Origin of the sequence: Gordonia alkaliphila (assembly GCF_023017165.1) — a bacterium.
In the GTDB taxonomy this organism is placed as follows: Bacteria; Actinomycetota; Actinomycetes; order Mycobacteriales; family Mycobacteriaceae; genus Gordonia; species Gordonia alkaliphila.
In genome coordinates this window covers 1,137,078-1,154,551 of the sequence record NZ_JALKBW010000001.1, presented here as the reverse complement: position 1 = coordinate 1,154,551, position 17,474 = coordinate 1,137,078, and the positions used below count along the sequence as shown (strand labels likewise).

15 protein-coding genes are annotated in these 17,474 nt (G+C 69.5%); 6 read left to right on the top strand and 9 right to left on the bottom strand.

Annotated features, from left to right (window positions below; genetic code table 11):
- The first annotated feature begins 119 nt into the window (after positions 1-119).
- From MUG78_RS05065 to MUG78_RS05050, 4 genes are read left to right on the top strand one after another with little or no spacing between them, the layout of a single operon-like run.
- Complete coding sequence (locus MUG78_RS05065; RefSeq protein WP_246992792.1) at positions 120-1,589, top strand: fatty acid desaturase; 1,470 nt, start codon at positions 120-122, stop codon at positions 1,587-1,589.
- A 2-nt stretch (positions 1,590-1,591) separates the two neighbouring features.
- On the top strand, positions 1,592-1,774 hold the full coding sequence (locus tag MUG78_RS05060; protein ID WP_246996840.1) for a rubredoxin: 183 nt from the start codon (positions 1,592-1,594) through the stop codon (positions 1,772-1,774).
- The gene (locus MUG78_RS05055) at positions 1,771-2,916 is read left to right on the top strand and encodes an NAD(P)/FAD-dependent oxidoreductase (protein WP_246992790.1); all 1,146 of its coding nucleotides are present in this window, start codon (positions 1,771-1,773) and stop codon (positions 2,914-2,916) included. The genes MUG78_RS05060 and MUG78_RS05055 overlap by 4 nt, the downstream gene beginning before the upstream one ends.
- Positions 2,913-3,518 (top strand): TetR/AcrR family transcriptional regulator, encoded by a 606-nt coding sequence (locus MUG78_RS05050; protein WP_246992788.1) that lies wholly within the window; start codon positions 2,913-2,915, stop codon positions 3,516-3,518. Before MUG78_RS05055 ends, MUG78_RS05050 begins: the two co-directional genes overlap by 4 nt.
- 4 nt (positions 3,519-3,522) lie before the next feature.
- Here MUG78_RS05050 and MUG78_RS05045 read toward each other — a convergent pair whose 3' ends face one another.
- Together MUG78_RS05045 and MUG78_RS05040 are read right to left on the bottom strand one after the other, a co-directional pair.
- Positions 3,523-4,491 carry a R2-like ligand-binding oxidase gene (locus tag MUG78_RS05045; protein ID WP_246992786.1) on the bottom strand — a complete coding sequence of 323 codons (969 nt, stop codon included), beginning with the start codon at positions 4,489-4,491 and terminating at the stop codon, positions 3,523-3,525.
- A gap of 12 nt (positions 4,492-4,503) precedes the next feature.
- Positions 4,504-4,800 (bottom strand): hypothetical protein, encoded by a 297-nt coding sequence (locus MUG78_RS05040; protein WP_246992784.1) that lies wholly within the window; start codon positions 4,798-4,800, stop codon positions 4,504-4,506.
- A gap of 34 nt (positions 4,801-4,834) precedes the next feature.
- Here MUG78_RS05040 and MUG78_RS05035 point away from each other — a divergent pair, with 34 nt between their 5' ends.
- Positions 4,835-5,701 carry an alpha/beta fold hydrolase gene (locus tag MUG78_RS05035; RefSeq protein ID WP_281499789.1) on the top strand — a complete coding sequence of 289 codons (867 nt, stop codon included), beginning with the start codon at positions 4,835-4,837 and terminating at the stop codon, positions 5,699-5,701.
- A gap of 145 nt (positions 5,702-5,846) precedes the next feature.
- Here MUG78_RS05035 and MUG78_RS05030 read toward each other — a convergent pair whose 3' ends face one another.
- Genes MUG78_RS05030 through MUG78_RS05015 form a run of 4 tightly spaced genes read right to left on the bottom strand, consistent with a single transcriptional unit; the run spans position 5,847 to position 11,232 of the window.
- Positions 5,847-6,386 carry a potassium channel family protein gene (locus MUG78_RS05030; RefSeq protein ID WP_246992780.1) on the bottom strand — a complete coding sequence of 180 codons (540 nt, stop codon included), beginning with the start codon at positions 6,384-6,386 and terminating at the stop codon, positions 5,847-5,849.
- Complete coding sequence (locus MUG78_RS05025) at positions 6,383-8,467, bottom strand: MMPL family transporter (protein WP_246992778.1); 2,085 nt, start codon at positions 8,465-8,467, stop codon at positions 6,383-6,385. Before MUG78_RS05025 ends, MUG78_RS05030 begins: the two co-directional genes overlap by 4 nt.
- A complete protein-coding gene (locus MUG78_RS05020; protein ID WP_308221330.1) occupies positions 8,464-10,458 on the bottom strand; it encodes a M13 family metallopeptidase in 1,995 nt (664 codons plus the stop codon). Before MUG78_RS05020 ends, MUG78_RS05025 begins: the two co-directional genes overlap by 4 nt.
- A 51-nt stretch (positions 10,459-10,509) precedes the next feature.
- Positions 10,510-11,232, bottom strand: coding sequence for a pirin family protein (locus MUG78_RS05015; RefSeq protein WP_246992776.1), 723 nt, complete (start codon positions 11,230-11,232; stop codon positions 10,510-10,512).
- Positions 11,233-11,332: 100 nt separating this feature from the next.
- On the opposite strand from MUG78_RS05015, the gene MUG78_RS05010 reads away from it, so the two are divergent.
- The gene (locus tag MUG78_RS05010; protein WP_246996836.1) at positions 11,333-12,961 is read left to right on the top strand and encodes an NTF2-like N-terminal transpeptidase domain-containing protein; all 1,629 of its coding nucleotides are present in this window, start codon (positions 11,333-11,335) and stop codon (positions 12,959-12,961) included.
- On the opposite strand, the gene MUG78_RS05005 is transcribed toward MUG78_RS05010, so the two are convergent.
- From MUG78_RS05005 to MUG78_RS04995, 3 genes are read right to left on the bottom strand one after another with little or no spacing between them, the layout of a single operon-like run.
- Positions 12,946-13,350 carry a DUF3054 domain-containing protein gene (locus MUG78_RS05005; protein WP_246992774.1) on the bottom strand — a complete coding sequence of 135 codons (405 nt, stop codon included), beginning with the start codon at positions 13,348-13,350 and terminating at the stop codon, positions 12,946-12,948. The two genes, MUG78_RS05010 and MUG78_RS05005, sit on opposite strands and share 16 nt — an antisense overlap.
- 9 nt (positions 13,351-13,359) lie before the next feature.
- Positions 13,360-14,430, bottom strand: coding sequence for a lysylphosphatidylglycerol synthase transmembrane domain-containing protein (locus tag MUG78_RS05000; protein WP_246992772.1), 1,071 nt, complete (start codon positions 14,428-14,430; stop codon positions 13,360-13,362).
- Positions 14,431-14,472: 42 nt separating this feature from the next.
- A complete protein-coding gene (locus tag MUG78_RS04995) occupies positions 14,473-17,430 on the bottom strand; it encodes an MMPL family transporter (protein WP_246992770.1) in 2,958 nt (985 codons plus the stop codon).
- Positions 17,431-17,474: the final 44 nt, after the last annotated feature.

Below are 17,474 nucleotides of genomic sequence, written 5' to 3'. Positions count from 1 at the left end.
GCACCGCGTGCTCGAAACACCGCGCAGATTTACAAATTGCCACAGATGTATAGACATAGGACGGAAATGGGCCTACTGTCTAATTCACACGCCGACGGACGACGTGAAGGAGACATGACATGGCACAACCGACGATCGACGCCACGGGCGAACCGGTGGCGCAGTGGCGCGACAAGAAGCGCTACCTCTGGCTGCTGGGACTGATCCCGCCGACGGCGCTCTTCGTGGCCACCGGCTTCGTCGCCCTCATGAACTGGGCCGGCCGCGAACTGGACTGGGGCTGGCTGAACGCCGTCTCGCCGGTGTGGTGGTGGACCGGGCCGATCCTGGTGTACCTGTTGTTGCCGCTGCTCGACATCTTCTTCGGGCCGGACGGGCAGAACCCGCCCGAGGAGCTCATCGAACAGCTCGAGAACGACAAGTACTACCGGTACTGCACCTACGTGTACATCCCGTTCCAGTTCGCGAGCCTGATCTTCGCCAGCTACCTCTGGACCGCCGATAACCTGACCTGGCTCGGCATCGAGTCGGGAGGCCTGGGTCTGGCGTCCAAGATCGGTCTGGCCTTCACGGTCGGCGCGATGGGCGGTATCGGCATCAACACCGCGCACGAGCTCGGCCACAAGAAGGTCACCATGGAGCGGTGGCTGTCCAAGGTCACGCTGGCGCAGACCTTCTACGGGCACTTCTACATCGAGCACAACCGCGGCCATCACGTGCGCGTCGCGACGCCGGAGGATCCGGCCAGCTCGCGCTACGGCGAGGGCTTCTGGACGTTCCTGCCGCGCAGTGTGTGGGGCTCGCTGCGGTCCGCGTGGGAGCTGGAGGCGAACCGGATGAAGCGCCTCGAGCGACCGGTGCTGCACCACACCAACGACGTCCTGAACGCCTGGGCGATGTCGGTGGTCCTGTGGGGCGCGCTCGCGCTGATCTTCGGCTGGCAGGTGCTGCCGTTCCTGCTGCTGCAGGCCGTCTACGGCTTCTCGCTGCTGGAGACCGTCAACTACCTCGAGCACTACGGCCTGCTGCGGCAGAAGAACGCCCGCGGCCGGTACGAGCGCTGCACCCCGCAGCACAGCTGGAACTCCGACCACATCGCGACCAACATCTTCCTGTACCACCTGCAGCGACACAGTGATCACCACGCGAATCCGACGCGTCGCTATCAGACGCTGCGGAGCTTCGAGGAGTCGCCGAACCTGCCCAGCGGCTACGCCAGCATGATCGGCATCGCCTACTTCCCGCCGCTGTGGCGCAAGGTGATGGACAAGCGGGTGCTGGCGCATTACGACGGCGACCTGAGTCGCGCGAATCTGCAGCCGAGCAAGGCCGCCAAACTGCTCGCCGCCCACGAGGCCGCCGCGGTGGCCGTGCTGGAGCGCCCCGCCGCCGACAGCGCGTCGACCGTGCAGAACCTGTCGGCCGATGCCTACCGCTGCGGCAACTGCGAGTACGTCTACCGCATCGCCGACGGTGCGCCGCGGGAGGGCTTCGCGCCCGGCACCGCCTGGCACGACGTTCCCGACGACTGGGCCTGCCCGGACTGCGGTGTCCGCGACAAGGTCGACTTCCTTCCGATCGGAGTATGACCATGAACGACTACCGACTGTTCCGCTGCCTGCAGTGCGGCTTCGAGTACGACGAAGCCGAAGGCTGGCCCGAGGACGGCATCGAACCCGGCACGCGCTGGGACGAGATCCCCGACGACTGGAGCTGCCCGGACTGCGGCGCCGCCAAGGCCGACTTCGAGATGGTCGAGGTCGCGCGTCCGTGACCGGCGTGGTGATCGTCGGCTCCGGTGTGGCCGGGGCAACCGCGGCGCAGACGTTGCGCGCCGAGGGCTGCACCGGGCCCGTGACCGTCGTCGGCGCCGAGGCCGGGCACCCGTACCGGCGCACCGCGCTGAGCAAGGATCTGCTCGCCGCCGACCTGAGCGTCGAACGCATCCGACTGCAGAAGCCGGAGTTCTGGGCCGACCGCGACATCACCTTCGTCAGCGGCGTGGCCGTGACCGACGTCGACCCGGACGCCCGCACGGTGACGCTCAGCGACGGCCGCGCCCTGGGATACCGCGCGCTGATCCTCGCGACCGGCGGACGTCCGATCCGCCCCGCGTGGCTGCACGACGAGGTGCCGTCCCTGCGCACCGTCGCCGACGCGGAACGCATCCGCGCGACGATCACCGACCGCGGCGGACTGGTGGTGATCGGTGGCGGCCTCATCGGCCTGGAGCTGGCCGCCTCGACGACTGCGGCGGGTCTGCCCGTCACGGTGCTCGAAGCCGGCGAGAAGGTGCTGAGTCGCGTGGTGCCCCCGGCGGTGGCCGACTACCTGGCCGACCTGCACCGGGATCGCGGAGTGCAGGTGCGCTGCGGCGCACGCGTGATCACGGCGGACCCGTCCGGGGCCGACCTGGACGACGGCACCCGGGTGACCGGCGCGGTGGTCGCCGCGCTCGGCATGGTGCCGAACGTGGCGGCGGCGCAGAGCGCCGGCGTGCTCGTTGAGCCCGGCGGCATCGTGGTGGACTCATGCCTGCGGACCAGCGTGGACGGCATCTATGCGGCCGGCGACGTCGCGACCGGCGGCGCGGCCGATGGCGAGCACTGGTTCGGTGCGATGGATCAGGGGGCGGCGGTGGCGCGCAGCGTCGTCGCCGATCTCGACGGCCGCCCGGCGCCGGTCTACGCCGAAGTGCCCCGCGCGTGGACCATGCAATACGGCGTCAACATCCAGATGGTCGGCGCACCGACGGCCGACGGCGCGGTGGCCATCGACGGCGACCTGGCCGACGGTTCGGCGACGATCACCGTCACCGGACCCGACGGCCTGCTGGGTGCGGTCACGGTGGGCCGGGCCGCGGCGGCCCGCGAACTGCGAGCACGGCTCGCCGCGGGGCTAGGCTCGACCGTGTGAGCGCACCCGGTCCGACCTATGCCCAAGCGAGCAAGGCGCTGCTGCGCAAATCGCTGCTCGACGGCCTGCGCGACCTGCTCACCGGGCGCGACTGGTCCAAGGTGACGATGGCGGCCGTCGCGCGGCACGCGGGGGTCAGCAGGCAGACCGTCTACAACGAGTTCGGCTCCCGCAACGGGCTCGCTCAGGCCTACGCCCTGCGCCTGGTGGCCGACTACACCGGGGAGATCGAGTGCTCCGTGATCGAGGCGCCCGACGATCTCGACGGCGCGCTGACCGCGGGTTTCGCTCGCTTCTTCGAGGGTGCGGCCGCCGATCCGATGATCGCTTCGCTGCTGTCCGGTGAGGCCAATCCGGATCTGCACCGGCTGATCACCACCGACGCGGCGCCGCTGATCGCGGCCACCAAGGAGCGGCTGACGCAGATCGTCACCGAGTCATGGATCGCCCTGCCGTCGGAGAAGGCGGACCGGATCGCCGGCGCGGTGGCGCGGATGGCGTTGAGCTACGTGGCGATGCCGCCGGAGGTCCCGATCCCCGAGGTGGCGGCGAATCTGGCGGCCCTGTTCGCCCCCGCGATCCGCGAGGCTCAGCGCGGCTGACGCGTCACCGAGTGCGGAGTGCGGCCATCACCTTCGCGTCCTCGTCGCCGAAGGTGTCCTCCAACACAGCGGGCGTGTAGTCCAGGTCGATCTCGGCCACCGGCCGCCCGCGAGCGGACTCGATGGCGCCGAGGCGACGTTGCGCGCGGTCGGCGGCGTAGGCGACGAACTCGTCGTTGTCGATGCCGAACGGCGGCACCTCGAACTGGTCGTTGACCCAGCTGATCATGCCGAGGGCCATCGGTAGGAGTTCGCCCATGCGCTCGCCCGCGACCTCCCACAGGGAGTCGTCGGCCGCGATGTGCCGGCGGCAGGTGAAGGTGCCCCACGCCATGTGGCGTCGTTCGTCGTCGGCGATGTGTCCGATCAGCTGCTGCATGCCGGGCAGGATGCCGTTCTCGGCGCACACCTTGTTCCACGCGTAATAGCCGGTGAGCGCGAGGCTGCCCTCGATCACGTGGTTGTAGGTGACGCTGGCCCGGACCTGATTCAGCGGCGAGGGATCGGACTGCAGGATGCGCAGCGACTGCGGCAGCTCCCGGTAGAAGAGCTGTCGGTAGTACGGGTTCTCGGCGACGTAGGCGTGCAGGTCGTCGGTGAGGCCGACGGCGTCCATCCACAGCCGGAAGCCCTGGGCGTGCTTGGCTTCCTCGAGGCAGAACTGGGACAGGTACATCTCGTCGCCGAACCGGTTCTCGGCGGCCATCGCGGCCATGAACGGCTGGATGTCCTGGGTGACGGCCTCCTCTCCGGCGACGAACTGGGCCACCAGGTAGGTGGCGCTGCGGCGCTGCTCGTCGGTGAGACCGGCCCAGTCGGCGGCATCCTGCGAGAAGTCGATGGCCGCCGGATCCCAGGTCTTGCCGTTGCCCTTGGTGAACAGGCGCAGCGGGAACGCGTCCCAGTGCAAGCCGCCCGCGCTCAGCGAAGCGAAACCGACCCGACCCTCAGGTGTGTCTGCCGTCACAGTCATGCTGCGACGGTATCAACGTCGAGCGGTCGCCGCGGCCGTTGCGCCGGTTGCGACGGCGGTCATCGCCAGGACCGACGGCCAGGCGCCGATCTTCTTGGCCAGCGGATGGGAGGCGCCGAAGGCGCCGAGGTAGACGGCGGTCAGGCCTGCGGTCACGGCCGGGCCCTGCGCCAGCCAGCTGCGGCCGGCATAGAGGCCGGCGGCGCCGAGCGCCACCCCGCCGAGCGGGCGGATGCCGGAGAAGCGGGCGACGGAGTAACCGCCGATCAGGCCGGCGGCGACAGCGGGGACAGAAGGATCGATACGCATGGTCCCCACGCTACCTACTAGAACACGTTCTACTATGGGGGGCGTGGACCTGACTTATGAGAACACCCAGCGCGAACTCGCCACCGACAAGGGCGTCATCCGTTACCACGAGGCAGGTGCCGAGCACGACGACGTGCTGCTGCTCCTGCACGGCAGCGGCCCCGGCGTCACCGGATGGCGGAACTACCGCGGCAACCTCGCCTTCTTCGCCCAGACGCACCACGTCTACATCATCGAGTTCCCGGGCTTCGGCGTCTCCGACCCGATCGAGGGCCACCCGGTGCTCACCGCGGGCAAGTCGGTGATCCGCTTCATGGACGCCCTCGGCATCGAGAAGGCCGACGTGATCGGCAACTCGATGGGCGGCGTGGTCGGCATCAACCTGGCCATCAAGTTCCCCGAGCGCATCACCCGCCTGGTCACCATCGGCGGCGTGGGCCCCAACCTGTTCTCGTCGAGCCCGAGCGAGGGCCTGCGCCTGCTGCAGGAGTTCACCGACGCGCCCGATCGCGAGAAGCTCATCCGCTGGCTCAACGGCATGGTCTACGACCCCGCGCTGGTCACCGAGGAGCTCATCGAGCAGCGCTGGTCGGCGGCCATCGATCCGGAGGCGCTCAAGACCGCCGCGATGATGTACGGCTCGGCCGCGTTCGAGATGCAGCAGAAGTTCATGGCCGACTCCGACGTCCCGCCGTACTGGGCGATGATGCACAAGGTCAAGTGCCCCACCCTGTTGACCTGGGGCCGCGACGACCGGGTGAGCCCGCCGGACATGGCACTGGTGCCCATGCGCCTGATCCCGAATGCCGAACTGAACATCTTCCCGAAGTGCGGTCACTGGGTGATGATCGAGGCCAAGGAGGCCTTCGAGGGCTCGGTCGCCGCGTTCCTCGCCCGCTGACGCACGCCTGCTCCGCCCCGTCGTCGACCACCCCTCAGTTCCGTGTCGCGACCCTGATCCCGGGTCGCCGTCCGAGCCCGGACGGCGACCCGGGGAAGGGGTCGCGACACGCGGGAGGGTGGGCGACGGGGTGGGTGCGCCGGGGTCAGTCGGTGCTGACGTCCTTGACGCGCTGGCTGACCAGCAGCGTCAGGAAGCGCACGCCCAGGCCGAGCAGGATCAGCGACGACGCCATCTGCACCGAGACCGCGATGCGGGCGGGCTGGCTCGCGGCGGCGATGTCGCCGAAGCCGGTGGTGGTGAACACGGTGAGGCAGAAGTACAGCGCGTCCACGCGGGTCAGCGACTCGGTGAAGCTGCCGTGGTCGTAGTCGGAGAACAGGAAGTACACCGTGGAGAACGAGACCACGTAGAAGCCGACCAGCGCGGTGAACAACTCCAGGGAGACCAGCACCGGGCGTCGAGTGTGCCGGAACTGCCAGATCTCCCACGCGCAGAACCCCGCCAGCATCAAGCCGCCGATGATCAGCCCGACCACGTTCCAGCGGCTGTCGTGGCTGATCGGCAGCAGGAAGTAGCCGACAAGCAGCACCGCGGCGGCGAACAGCGGGCGCAGGATGGCCGCCGCGATCCAGCGGCCGCTGTTGATGTCGATGGAGGCCTGGATGTCGGGGTCGTGCCTCACGACTGCCCCGAACCCGCCGGTTCCGAACGTGCCGGTTCCGAACGCGAGAGGGCGCTGGGCCACCAGATCCGACGTCCGACGTCGAGCGTCACCGCCGGCACCAGCAGCGAGCGCACCACCAGCGTGTCGATCAGCACGCCCACGGCCACCAGGAACGCGATCTGCGCCAGGAACAGCAGCGGGATCACCGCGAGCGCGGAGAAGGTCGCCGCCAGCACGATGCCCGCGGCGCTGATCACACCGCCGGTGCTGGTCAGCGCGATCAGCATGCCCCGGTGCGTCCCGTGCACCTGCGACTCCTCGCGGGCGCGGGTCATCAGGAAGATGTTGTAGTCCACGCCGAGCGCCACCAGGAAGACGAACGCGAACAGCGGCACGGTGGGGTCGGCGCCCGGGAACCCGAACGGGCCGTTGAACATCAGCGCGGCGATGCCGAGCGTGGTGCCGAACGACAGCACCGTGGTGACCAGCAGCAACAACGGTGCCGCCAGCGACCGCAGCAGCAGCACCAGGATCGCGAGCACCACGATCAACACCACCGGGATGATCAGGTTCCGGTCGCGCGCGGCGGTGAGCCGCGTGTCCAATTCCACCGCGGTGGCGCCGCCGACACGTGCGCCGTCGAGCCTGCTCAGCTCGGCGCGCAGCAGTGCGACCGTGTCCTGGGCGGCCAGCGAGTCGGGGTCGTCGTCCAGCGTCACCTGCACCGCGACCCGGCCGTCGCGCACCATCGGCGCACCGTTCTCGGTGAGCACGGCGGCACCGGCCACGCCTGGGGTGTCCGCGGCGACCTCGGTGGCGGCGTCGCCGGAGACCTGCGGGACGACGATCCAGGTGGGCGTGCCCGAACCGGCGTCGAAGTGCTCGGCGTGGACCGCCGCACCCTGCACCGACTCGGTCTCGTTGAGGAAGAAGTCGGTGGTGGCAACGCCGTCGGACCGGAACATCGGGGCGAACGCCGCGCCGACCAGCAGCACCAGCAGCGTCACCGCCCACACCTTGCGCGGGGCGGCGGCCACGAAGTCCGCCACCCGCTGCCAGATCCGGTGGGAGCTGCCCGGGTCGTCGGACGGCTGCGGCCGCCGCGGCCAGAAGGCCGTCCGGCCGAACAGGGCCAGCACCGCGGGCAGGAAGGTGACCGACGCCAGGAACGACGCCGCGACGCCGAGCGCCGCGATCGGACCGAGGCTGCGGTTGGAGTTCAGGTCGCTCAGCAGCAGGCACAGCACGCCGGCGATCACCGTGCCGGCCGACGCGGCGATCGGCGGCAGCGTGGCCCGCCAGGCCGTCAGCAGCGCGCCCCGTGCGTCGGGCTGATCGGCGAGCGTCTCGCGGTAGCGCGCCACCAGCAGCAGCGCGTAGTCGGTGGCCGCGCCGAAGACGAGGATGAACAGGATGCCCTGGCTCTGGCCGTTGAGTTCGAGGACGCCGGCGTCGGCGAGCCAATAGACCAGGCCGGACGCCAAGGCGAGAGCGAGGATCGCCGAGATCAGCACCACGATCGGCAGGATCGGCGAGCGGTAGACGACGATCAGGATCAGCAGCACCAGCGTCCCGGCCACCAGCAGCAGCAGACCGTCGATCCCGGCGAACGCACCGGACAGGTCGGCGGCCTGGGCGGCGGGACCGGTCACCGCCACGGTCAACCCGGGCGGCGGCGCGTCGAGCGCCTTCCGCAGCTCGGCGACCGGTTCCTTCGGCTTGCCGTCGGTGGCGATCGGCACGAACTGCTGGGCGGCCAGGCCGTCGGCCGACGGCAGCACCGGCGAGAAGTCCGGACCGAAACCGGCGGTGCCGGCCAGCGGCGCGGTGGCGTCGGCGAGGTACCGGCTGTCGGCCGGAGTCAGGCCGCCGTCCCGCTCGGCGACGACGATCGCCGGGAAGTAGCCGGTGTCGGTGAACGCCGGCAGTTCCTCCGACACCACCGTCGACTCCGCGGAGGCCGGCAGGAAGGCGCTGGCCTCGGTGGTGGTCACCTGGCTGAGCTTGCCCGCCAGGGGACCGGTGGCCCCGCCGACGCCCAGCCAGACGAGGACGGCCAGGGCCGGCAGCAGCCAGCGGGCGACGGAACGCGCGTTCACCAGATGCGGACGCGGTCGGCGGGGGCCAGGTACAGGTCGGCGTCGTCGGGTACATCGAACGCCGCGTAGAAGGCGTCGAGGTTGCGGACCACGCCGTTGCACCGGAACTCGGGCGGCGAATGCGGGTCGATCGAGAGGCGGCGGATCGCCTCCTCGTCGCGAGTCTTGGTGCGCCAGATCTGGGCCCAGCTGAAGAAGACGCGCTGCTCACCGGTCAGGCCGTCGATCACCGGCGGGGTGGCCCCGGACTTCTCGTTCGCGATCCGATAGGCCACCAACGCGATGGACAGGCCGCCGAGGTCGCCGATGTTCTCGCCGAGCGTGAACTCGCCGTTGACCCTGTGCTCCGGGTCGAGACCGACCGGGGTGTACTCGGCGTACTGGGCCGCGAGCGCGGTGGTGCGCTTGCCGAACTCGGTGCGGTCGGTGTCAGTCCACCAGTCGACGAGGTTGCCGTCGCCGTCGTACTTGGCGCCCTGATCGTCGAAGCCGTGGCCGATCTCGTGGCCGATCACCGCCCCGATGCCGCCGTAGTTGGCGGCGTCGTCGGCGTCGGCGTCGAAGAACGGCGGCTGCAGGATCGCGGCCGGGAAGACGATCTCATTCATGCCCGGGTTGTAGTAGGCGTTCACCGTCTGCGGCGTCATGAACCACTCGTCGCGATCCACCGGACGACCGATCTTGCTCAGCTCGCGGTGGTTCTCGAACTCGGCCGCACGCCGGACGTTGCCGATCAGATCGGCGCGGTCGGCGGTCAGCGCGCTGTAGTCGCGGGTGGTGGCCGGGTAGCCGATCTTCGGGGTGAACCGGTCGAGCTTGGCCAGCGCCCGCTCTCGGGTGGCCGGCGTCATCCACTCGAGGTCGGTGATGTTGCGGCGGTACGCCTCGATGAGGTTGTCGATGAGTTCGTCCATCCGGGCCTTGGCGGCCGGCGGGAAGTGCTTGTCGACGTACAGCTCGCCGACGGCGAAACCGATGGCGTCCTCGACGAAGCCCACGCCGCGCTTCCAGCGGTCCCGGTTGGCGGGGGTGCCGGTGAGAACCCGGCCGTAGAAGTCGAAGTTCTCGTCGACGAAGGCCGCCGACAGGTAGGGCGCCGCGGCGCGCAGCAGCCGCCAGCGCAGCCAGGTCTTCCACTGCTCCAGCGGACGGGCGGCGACCAGCTCGGCGGCTGCGGTGACGAACGACGGCTGGCCCAGGTTCACCTCGGCGAAGGTCGCCGCGTCCGGGGCGCCGAGCGCCGCGATCCAGGTGTCGACGTCGAATCCGGTTGCCGCGGAAGCGAATTCGTCGCGGGTGTGCAGGTTGTAGGTGGCGTCCGCATCGCGGCGACGGACCACGTCCCAGTGGTGCGCGGCGAGCGCAGTCTCCAGCTCGAGGATCGTCGCGGCGGCCGCGGCGGGGTCGGGCAGGCCGGCCAGGGCGAACATCCGCTCGGCGTGCGCCACGTACGACTCCCGGGTCGCGGCGTGCTTGTCCTCGCGGTAGTAGGCCTCGTCGGGCAGGCCGAGGCCGCTCTGCACGAGGTGCACCAGGTAGCGGTCGGAGTTCTTGGAGTCGGTGTCGACGTAGTAGCCGAACAGGCCGCTGGCGCCGTGCCGCTGCAGATCACCGAGCACCCGCGCGAACTCGGTGGTGTCGGCGATCGCCGCGATCGCGGCCAAATCGTCGGCGATCGCGTCGACGCCGAGCTCCTCGAGTCGGTCGACGTCCATGAACGAGCCGTACAGGTCGCCGATCTTGGCTGCCGACGGGCCGGACTCGTCGCCGCGCGCGCACGCCTCCACGATCTCGTGCACGTGGGCCTCGGCGTTGTCGCGCAGCACGTGGAACGCGCCGTCGATGCTGCGGTCGTCGGGGATCTGGTGCTCGGCCAGCCAGCGGCCGTTGACGTGGCTGAACAGGTCGTCGCCCGGGGACACGGTGGGATCCGTCCACTGCAGATCGAGGCCGGACGTGGGTTCGACGGGAGCGCTGGAGAGGTTGGTCACGCTTACATAGTGCCTTGCGGACCGGCGCGGTGTCCGCGGTGGCGCATCGCGCTACTCGCCGAGCGCCGCATTCATGGTCCAGATCAGCACCTCGGCGGGTGCGCGGGCGGTCAGCACGGTGCCCCCGAGGTCGCCGGCGCGAACGGTGTCGCCGACGCCCAGCAGCGTCGACTCGAGTTCCGCGGCCCCGGCCGCCACGAACAGGTGGGTGAAGCGCCCCGCCGGAATCGTCACGTGCTCGCCGGCCGCGAGGCGGGCGACCCACAGCGTGGCGCCCGCGTTGCGGATCCGGATCGCCGAGTCGTGCCGGCGATCGCCGGAGGCGAGGGGGAGCAGACCGCCCGCGGCCAGCTCGGTGGACACGTCGCGCTGCTCGTAGCCGGGATCGGCGCCGGTCTCGTCGGGCAGCAGCCACATCTGCAGATAGTGCACGCCGCCGCGGACGCCGTCGGCGTCGTTGCGTTCGGAGTGCAGAATCCCGGTGCCCGCACTCATCCGCTGCGCCAGACCCGGATAGATGAGGCCGCTGTGGCCCTCCGAGTCCTGGTGGACGAGCGAACCGTCGAGCACCCACGTGACGATCTCGGTCTCGCGGTGCGCATGGGTGTCGAAACCCTGACCGGGGGCGACGATCTCGTCGTTGTGGACCAGCAGCACCCCGTGGTGGGTGTTGTGCGGATCATAGTGATCGCCGAACGAGAAGCCGTGGCGGGAGCTGAGCCAATCGGTGCTGGTCAGCAGGCGTTCGTCGGCGCGTACGACATGCAGGGACATGGTTCCATTATCAACGGAGACCGGATCGTGACCAGTTAGACGCAGGACCGTGAACGCTCCGGGTGGCGAAGCGCATGTGAATAAAGTGAAAATTGTGACTATGAACTTGCGGTCGTGGCGTTCGGTGATGGCGTTGTGCGTCAGTACCGTGTGCGCGTTGGCGCTCGTCGCCTGCGGCAGCGACGACACCGAAGCGGCGAAAGCGGCCCGCGCGTTCGCGGCGGCGATGGCCAGCCAGGACGTGCAGGCGGCTTCGGAACTGACCACCTCGCCGTCGCAGGCCGCCGACGCGCTCAGCGACACCTTCGCCGGCATGCACGCCCGCACCGTCGACGTCGACATCCGCAACACGGTGGAGTACAGCGACGGCACCGCGTCGTTCACGATGCGCACCAACTGGAAATGGGCCGACGACCGCGCCTACGAGACCACCACCAATGGCAGCCTGCGGCGGCTGTCGACCGGCTGGAAGGTGCAGTGGGAGCAGGGGCTGTTGAAGACCGGCATGCCGGTGGGCGCGCGCCTGCAGATGGTGCGCACCGACGCCACCCCGGCGCCGACGGTGCGCAGTTCCTCGGGCAAGGCCTTCATGCAGATGCAGCCCGTCAACGAGATCGTGATCGACCCGGCGGCGACCCGAAACCTGCAGCGCTCGGTCAACGCCCTGGCGGCGGCCCTCAAACCGATCGCGCCGTTGATCACCCCCGCGGTGATCAACGAGAAGATCGTCGCGGCCCAGGGAGGCAAGGCGGTCGCGGTGACGCTGCGCGACCCCGACATGAAGGTGCTGGCCGCTGATCCGGAACGCATCGCGGGCGTGACCGTGGTCAAGACCGGCATGTTGGTGATGAGCGACCGACGGTTGTCGACACCGTTGTCGACCGGGTTGACCAACTACTGGCAGGCGGTGCGCAACGCGACCTCGGGCTGGCAGGTGCAAGAGGCCGCGCCGGGGCGCGCCCCGGTGAAACTGGCCGGTGAGCAGGGCCGACCGGCGCCGGACATCATGACGACCGTCAACCAGAACGAGCAGCTCACCCTCGGCGACGCGGTGGTCGAGGTGGCGCAGCCCGCCACCATGATGAGCTTCGACGCGCAGACCGGCGGCATTCTCGCGATGGCCCAGAACGACGCCGCCGCCGACGCGCGGATCCAGGCCGACATCGCCTACCCGACCGGCAGCACCCTCGATCCGGTCTTCGGGGCGGTCGACGACACGGCCAAGGACGCGGGGCAGGCGAAACAGCGCTGGCAGCACCTCGGGCTGGGTTTGACCTTCACCGTGCCCGGTGTGGCCGGCCCGCCCGGCGGATCGCGTCCGTCGGTGTCGGCGGCCACGTTCGCGCCGCAGAACTTCACCGCGACCATGCTCAACATGGGAGTGCTCGGCGTCTCGGTGGCCCGGTCGTTGAAGGGCGAGACCGATTCGGTGGCGCCGCACCTGATCAAGGACACGCCGACCAAGGTGAGCGACGGCGAACTCGGCGCAATAGATCAGGCCACCGTGGCCCGCCTGGCCGCGCAGATGGCGACCATCGCCCGCCGCGGCGACGCCAGCGACCTCACCGGCGCACCCGGCCTCCGGGCGCTGGTGGGCACCAACGGTCCGGCCGGACCCGGCTGGTTCGTCGGCATCTCCGGCGGCAAGGTGATCGTGGTCTATTGCGAGGGCGACGCCTCCGGGACCGCTGCGCTGCAGGTGGCGCAGAAGTACTACCGGCTGGACTGAGTCGCTTCGCCCGCACCGCTCGACGTGCCCGAGCGATCCGACCGGGACAGCACGGTGAGCGCGATCAGACGCCAGCCCAGCAGCAGGATGGCCGTCGAGATGGTGGCGACGATGATGAACGCCGTCGCGGTGCCCGCGTCGGTGGCCCAGCGAACCAGCATGCCCACCACCACGGTGGAGATCCAGATGATCACCCCGCCCGGCGCCAGTGCGAATGGAGCGCGCCGCAGGAGACCGACGATCAGCCAACCGACGGCGGCGCCCACGAGGAACGGCCAGGCGGTGTCCCACACGCCGGCCGGGCTCAGCCCCTCATCGTGGCTGGAGCGGCCGACGGAGGCGAAGACTCCGATCGCGACGACGTCCAGGACAGCGGTGAGGGCGAGCATGCCTCCAGGCTATCCGGCAGGGCTGATGTCGCCCTCTTCGCGTGCCATCTCGCTGCGGAGGTCGTCGCGCGCGCTGATCGCGCCCCGGTAGCGCAGCGCGATCACCGCCCAGCCGATCAGGGCGATCAGCAAGTAGCTGATGATGCGGTAGATCAGCACGGCGAGCAGAGCGTTGGCGCCGGACATGCCGGCCGCGGCCAGCGCCGGGACCAGGACGGCGTCGACCACGCCGAGGCCGCCCGGCAGCAGCGGCACCGCGGTGCCGACCGCCTTGCCGGCGGCGTAGGCCACCATCAGGCCGGCGAAGCCGGGTTCGGCGCCGATCGCGTAGCAGGCGAACGCAAGGCAGGCCACGTCGGCGACCCAGTTGAAGAAGCTCCAGGCGAAGGCCTCGGCCCCGGCCCGGCGGGTCAGCTTCACCGATTGCAGCTGACCGAGGATTCGCTGCAGCCGCGCGACGCCGTGGTCGCGCGGCTTATCGCGGAGGTTGTTGATCCAGCCGAGGAGGCGGCGGCCCGCCCCCTCCAGCGATTCCGGGTGCGAGGCGAAGTACTGAATCACGGCGAGGAAGGCGACGAAGCCCACGACGCTGAACATGACCGAGAACGGGCTGGTCTTGGCGCCGGCGAGCAGTGCGCCGCCCAGACCGAGCACGGCCAGGCCGACACCGGCGAGCAGGCCGGACATGACCAGCTGCCACGACGCGACCACCGGGCTGGCACCCCACTTGCGGCTCTCCCGGTAGATGAACGCCGGACCCAGAACCTGGCCGCCGGGCATGGTCTGCGAGATCGAGTTGGAGGCCAGCACCACCGCCAACGACTCCCGCTGCCGCACGCGCACCCCGGCCGAGTGCATCAGCACGCGCTGGACTTGCGCGTAGCTGTCCATCGACAGCACGGCGGCGACGATGCAGGCCAGCACCCACCACCAGTTGATCTCGCCCAGGTGATCCCACGCCTGCGCGAGGTGCGGCCACACGAGGTACGCCTCCGTGGACAGGATCGCGATCACGGCGACGACGATGCCGACGCGCAGCCAACGGCGCCACGCCCGGCGTTCCGGCTTGTCGTCGGTCATGGGTAGCACCCTAGTGTCCGGCGACGTTCCCGCACCAATGTGTCAGTCCTGGTCGGACTCCCCGCCGCGGCTGCGGCGCAGCAGATCCTGCACGCTGATCTGTTCGCTCCGGTCCGAGCGGCGTTCCCGCGTCGGGCGCTGCGCGGGCTTGCCGTACTGCGGTGGCAGGTCCGGTTCACCGTGCGATTCCGGCACCGGATACGGGCCGGTCTGCGGCGGACGCTGCGCTGCCGGTCCGGGTGCCTGCGGTGGTGGACCCTGCGGACGGGGTGCCGGCGGAGCGGGCGGCTCCGGGGGCGCCGGGACCGCGGGGCGCGCCATCGGCTGCGGACGGGGCCGCAGGTCGCGGTTGCCCTGCCGGACGCCGCCGACGCCGAGACGCCAGGACCCGGTGTCCGGGCCGACGGAGGGGTTCGGGCGCGGCGCCGGTGCCGGGCTCGGCTCCGGGTCCACGGCCGGTTCCGAGGCGGGGGCGGCCTGCGGTGCCGGTTCGTCGGCCAGTTCGTCGAGGTGGCTCGACGACGACACGTCGTCGTCCTTGCGGGAACGACGAGCCAATGCGCGCAGGCTTCGGGGTTCGGCCTGACCGGCCGTCGGGCGCGGCTCGTCCGGCAGCTGGACGCGCAGCTGCGTGGTCTCCGCCTGGGCGACGGCCACCACCCCGCCGGCGCTGGTGCTGCCGCTGGGCACGCCGGCGAGGGCGTGCTCCTTGAACTGCGGTTCGTCCTCCAGGATGGTCTCGCCGAGGCCGATCTTGCGCTGCAGCTTGAGCATCCACTGCGGCGCCCACCAGCAGTCGTCGCCGAGCAGCTTCATCACCGACGGCACCAGCAGCATGCGGATCACGGTGGCGTCGAGGATCAGCGCCGCGATCATGCCGAACGCGATGTACTTCATCATCACGATGTTCGACAGCGCGAACGCGCCGGTGACGACCACCAGGATCGCGGCGGCAGCGGTGATCAGGCGACCGGTGAGCGCCGTGCCGTCGCGAATCGCCTCGGTGGTGCTCGCGCCTTGCGCGCGCGCCTCCACCATGCGAGACAACAGGAACACCTCGTAGTCGGTCGACAAGCCGTAGACGATCGCGATGATCAACACCAGCACGGCCGCGAACAGCGGTCCCGGCGTGTAGTTGAGCAACGAGGAGCCGTGGCCGTCGATGAACATCCAGGTCAGAATGCCGAGCGTGGATCCCAGGCCGAGCGCGGACATCAGTGCGGCCTTGATCGGCAGAATCACCGAACCGAACGCGAGGAAGGTCAGCAGGCCGGTGACCAGCACCAGCAGCACCGCCATCAGCGGAAGGAGATCGAGCAGGGAGTCGATGGAGTCCTGGGTCAGGGCCGGCATGCCGGCCACGTACATCCGCATCCCCTGCGTGTCGATGGCACGTAGTTCCCGGATGGCCTCGGCCGCGTTGTCGCGATCCACCAGGCCCGCGGACATCTGGGTGACGGGGTAACCGGTGTCCGGATCGCCGTAGACGCCGGTCATGCCGCCGCCATCGGTGGTCGGCGAGAACTTCTTGGTGAAACCGGGGATCTTGTTGGCCTCGGCCGCGATGGTCGCGATCTTGCTGCCGGCCTCGTCGTCGCCCGGGTCGCTGAGGATGACGAGTTTGAGTTCTTCGGTCCGCTCCGCGGGGAAGTACCGGTCGAAGTCTTCCTGGGCCTTCCGCGCCGAGTCGTTCGGCGGGAGATAGGCCTCGCTCATACCGCCGAAGGCGATGTTGCTGAACGGGATGATCAGGGCCAGGAGCAGCAGGACCGTCGGCACGGCGGTCTTGACCGGGTGCTTCATCACCCAGCCGGAGAGCTTGCCCCAGAAGCCGTTGATGATCTCGTCGCGCGTCTGGGTGCGGTTCAGGAACGGAACGCTGAAGGCGTCGATACGACGGCCCAGGATCGCCAGGATCGCGGGCAGCACGGTGATCGAGAGAATCGCCGCCAGACCCACCGAGAAGATCGCGCCGTAGGCCACCGATTTCAGGAAGGGCTGCGGGAACATCAACAGACAGGCCAGGGCGGCGACGATGATGGTGCCGGAGAATACGACGGTCTGACCTGTGGTCATCACCGATCTTCGGACCGCGGCTTCGACCGTATAGCCCTCGGCTAACTCCTCGCGGAATCTACTGACCATGAACAGGCCGTAGTCGATCGCGATGCCCAGGCCGATCAGCGTGACCACCGACTGCGCGAAGACGTTCAGTTCGGTGACCTGCGCCAGCATCGTCATGATGCCGAGCGAACCGGCGATGGTGAGACCGCCGATCAGGACCGGAAGGACGGCGGCCACCACGCTGCCGAAGACGAACAGCAGCATCAGCGCCACCACCGGCAACGCGATCAGCTCGGCGCGCTTGATGTCCTGCTCCATGCCCTTGCTCATGGCACCGGCGATGGGCTGCAGGCCGGCGAGCTGGAAGGTGGTGCCGGGCATGTCGTACCGCTCGGCCAGATTCTGGAAGAACGGCTCGACGGTCTGGTAGTTCTTCAGGATCGTGGTGTCGTCGTTACCGACGATGCCGATGGAGATGAAGCCGACGTTCTCGTCCTTGTTCCACATCCGCTCGCGCTTCATGTCCTGCGCGATCTGCTGCGAGGAGTTGGTCGCTTCCGCGAAGGGGTCGATGAGACCGGCGCGCGTGAGGTCTTGCGCGTTCTTCGGGCTCTCGCGGCTGATGATGCCGGGGAACTCGGCCACCATGTCGTCGACGATCTTCTCGACCTTCGCGCCGAAGGCCGGATCGTCGATCGACGTGCCCTCCGGCGGCGTGATCAGCAGCAGCGCGTCGGATTTGTGGTCTCGCCCCAGGGACTGGTCGGCGATGACCGAGCCGGTCACCGACTCCGAGTTCGGGGCGAACCAGCCGCTCTGGGAGAGGTAATTCGGCAGGGACAGGCCGTAGATGCCGAGCCCTCCCATGAGGACGACGAGCACGGCGATGACCGTGTAGCGCATTCGATAGACGAATGAGCCGATGGATCCGAACACGCCGGTTCCTTCCTTCCGCGGACAAAAACCCGTTGGGAATTGTT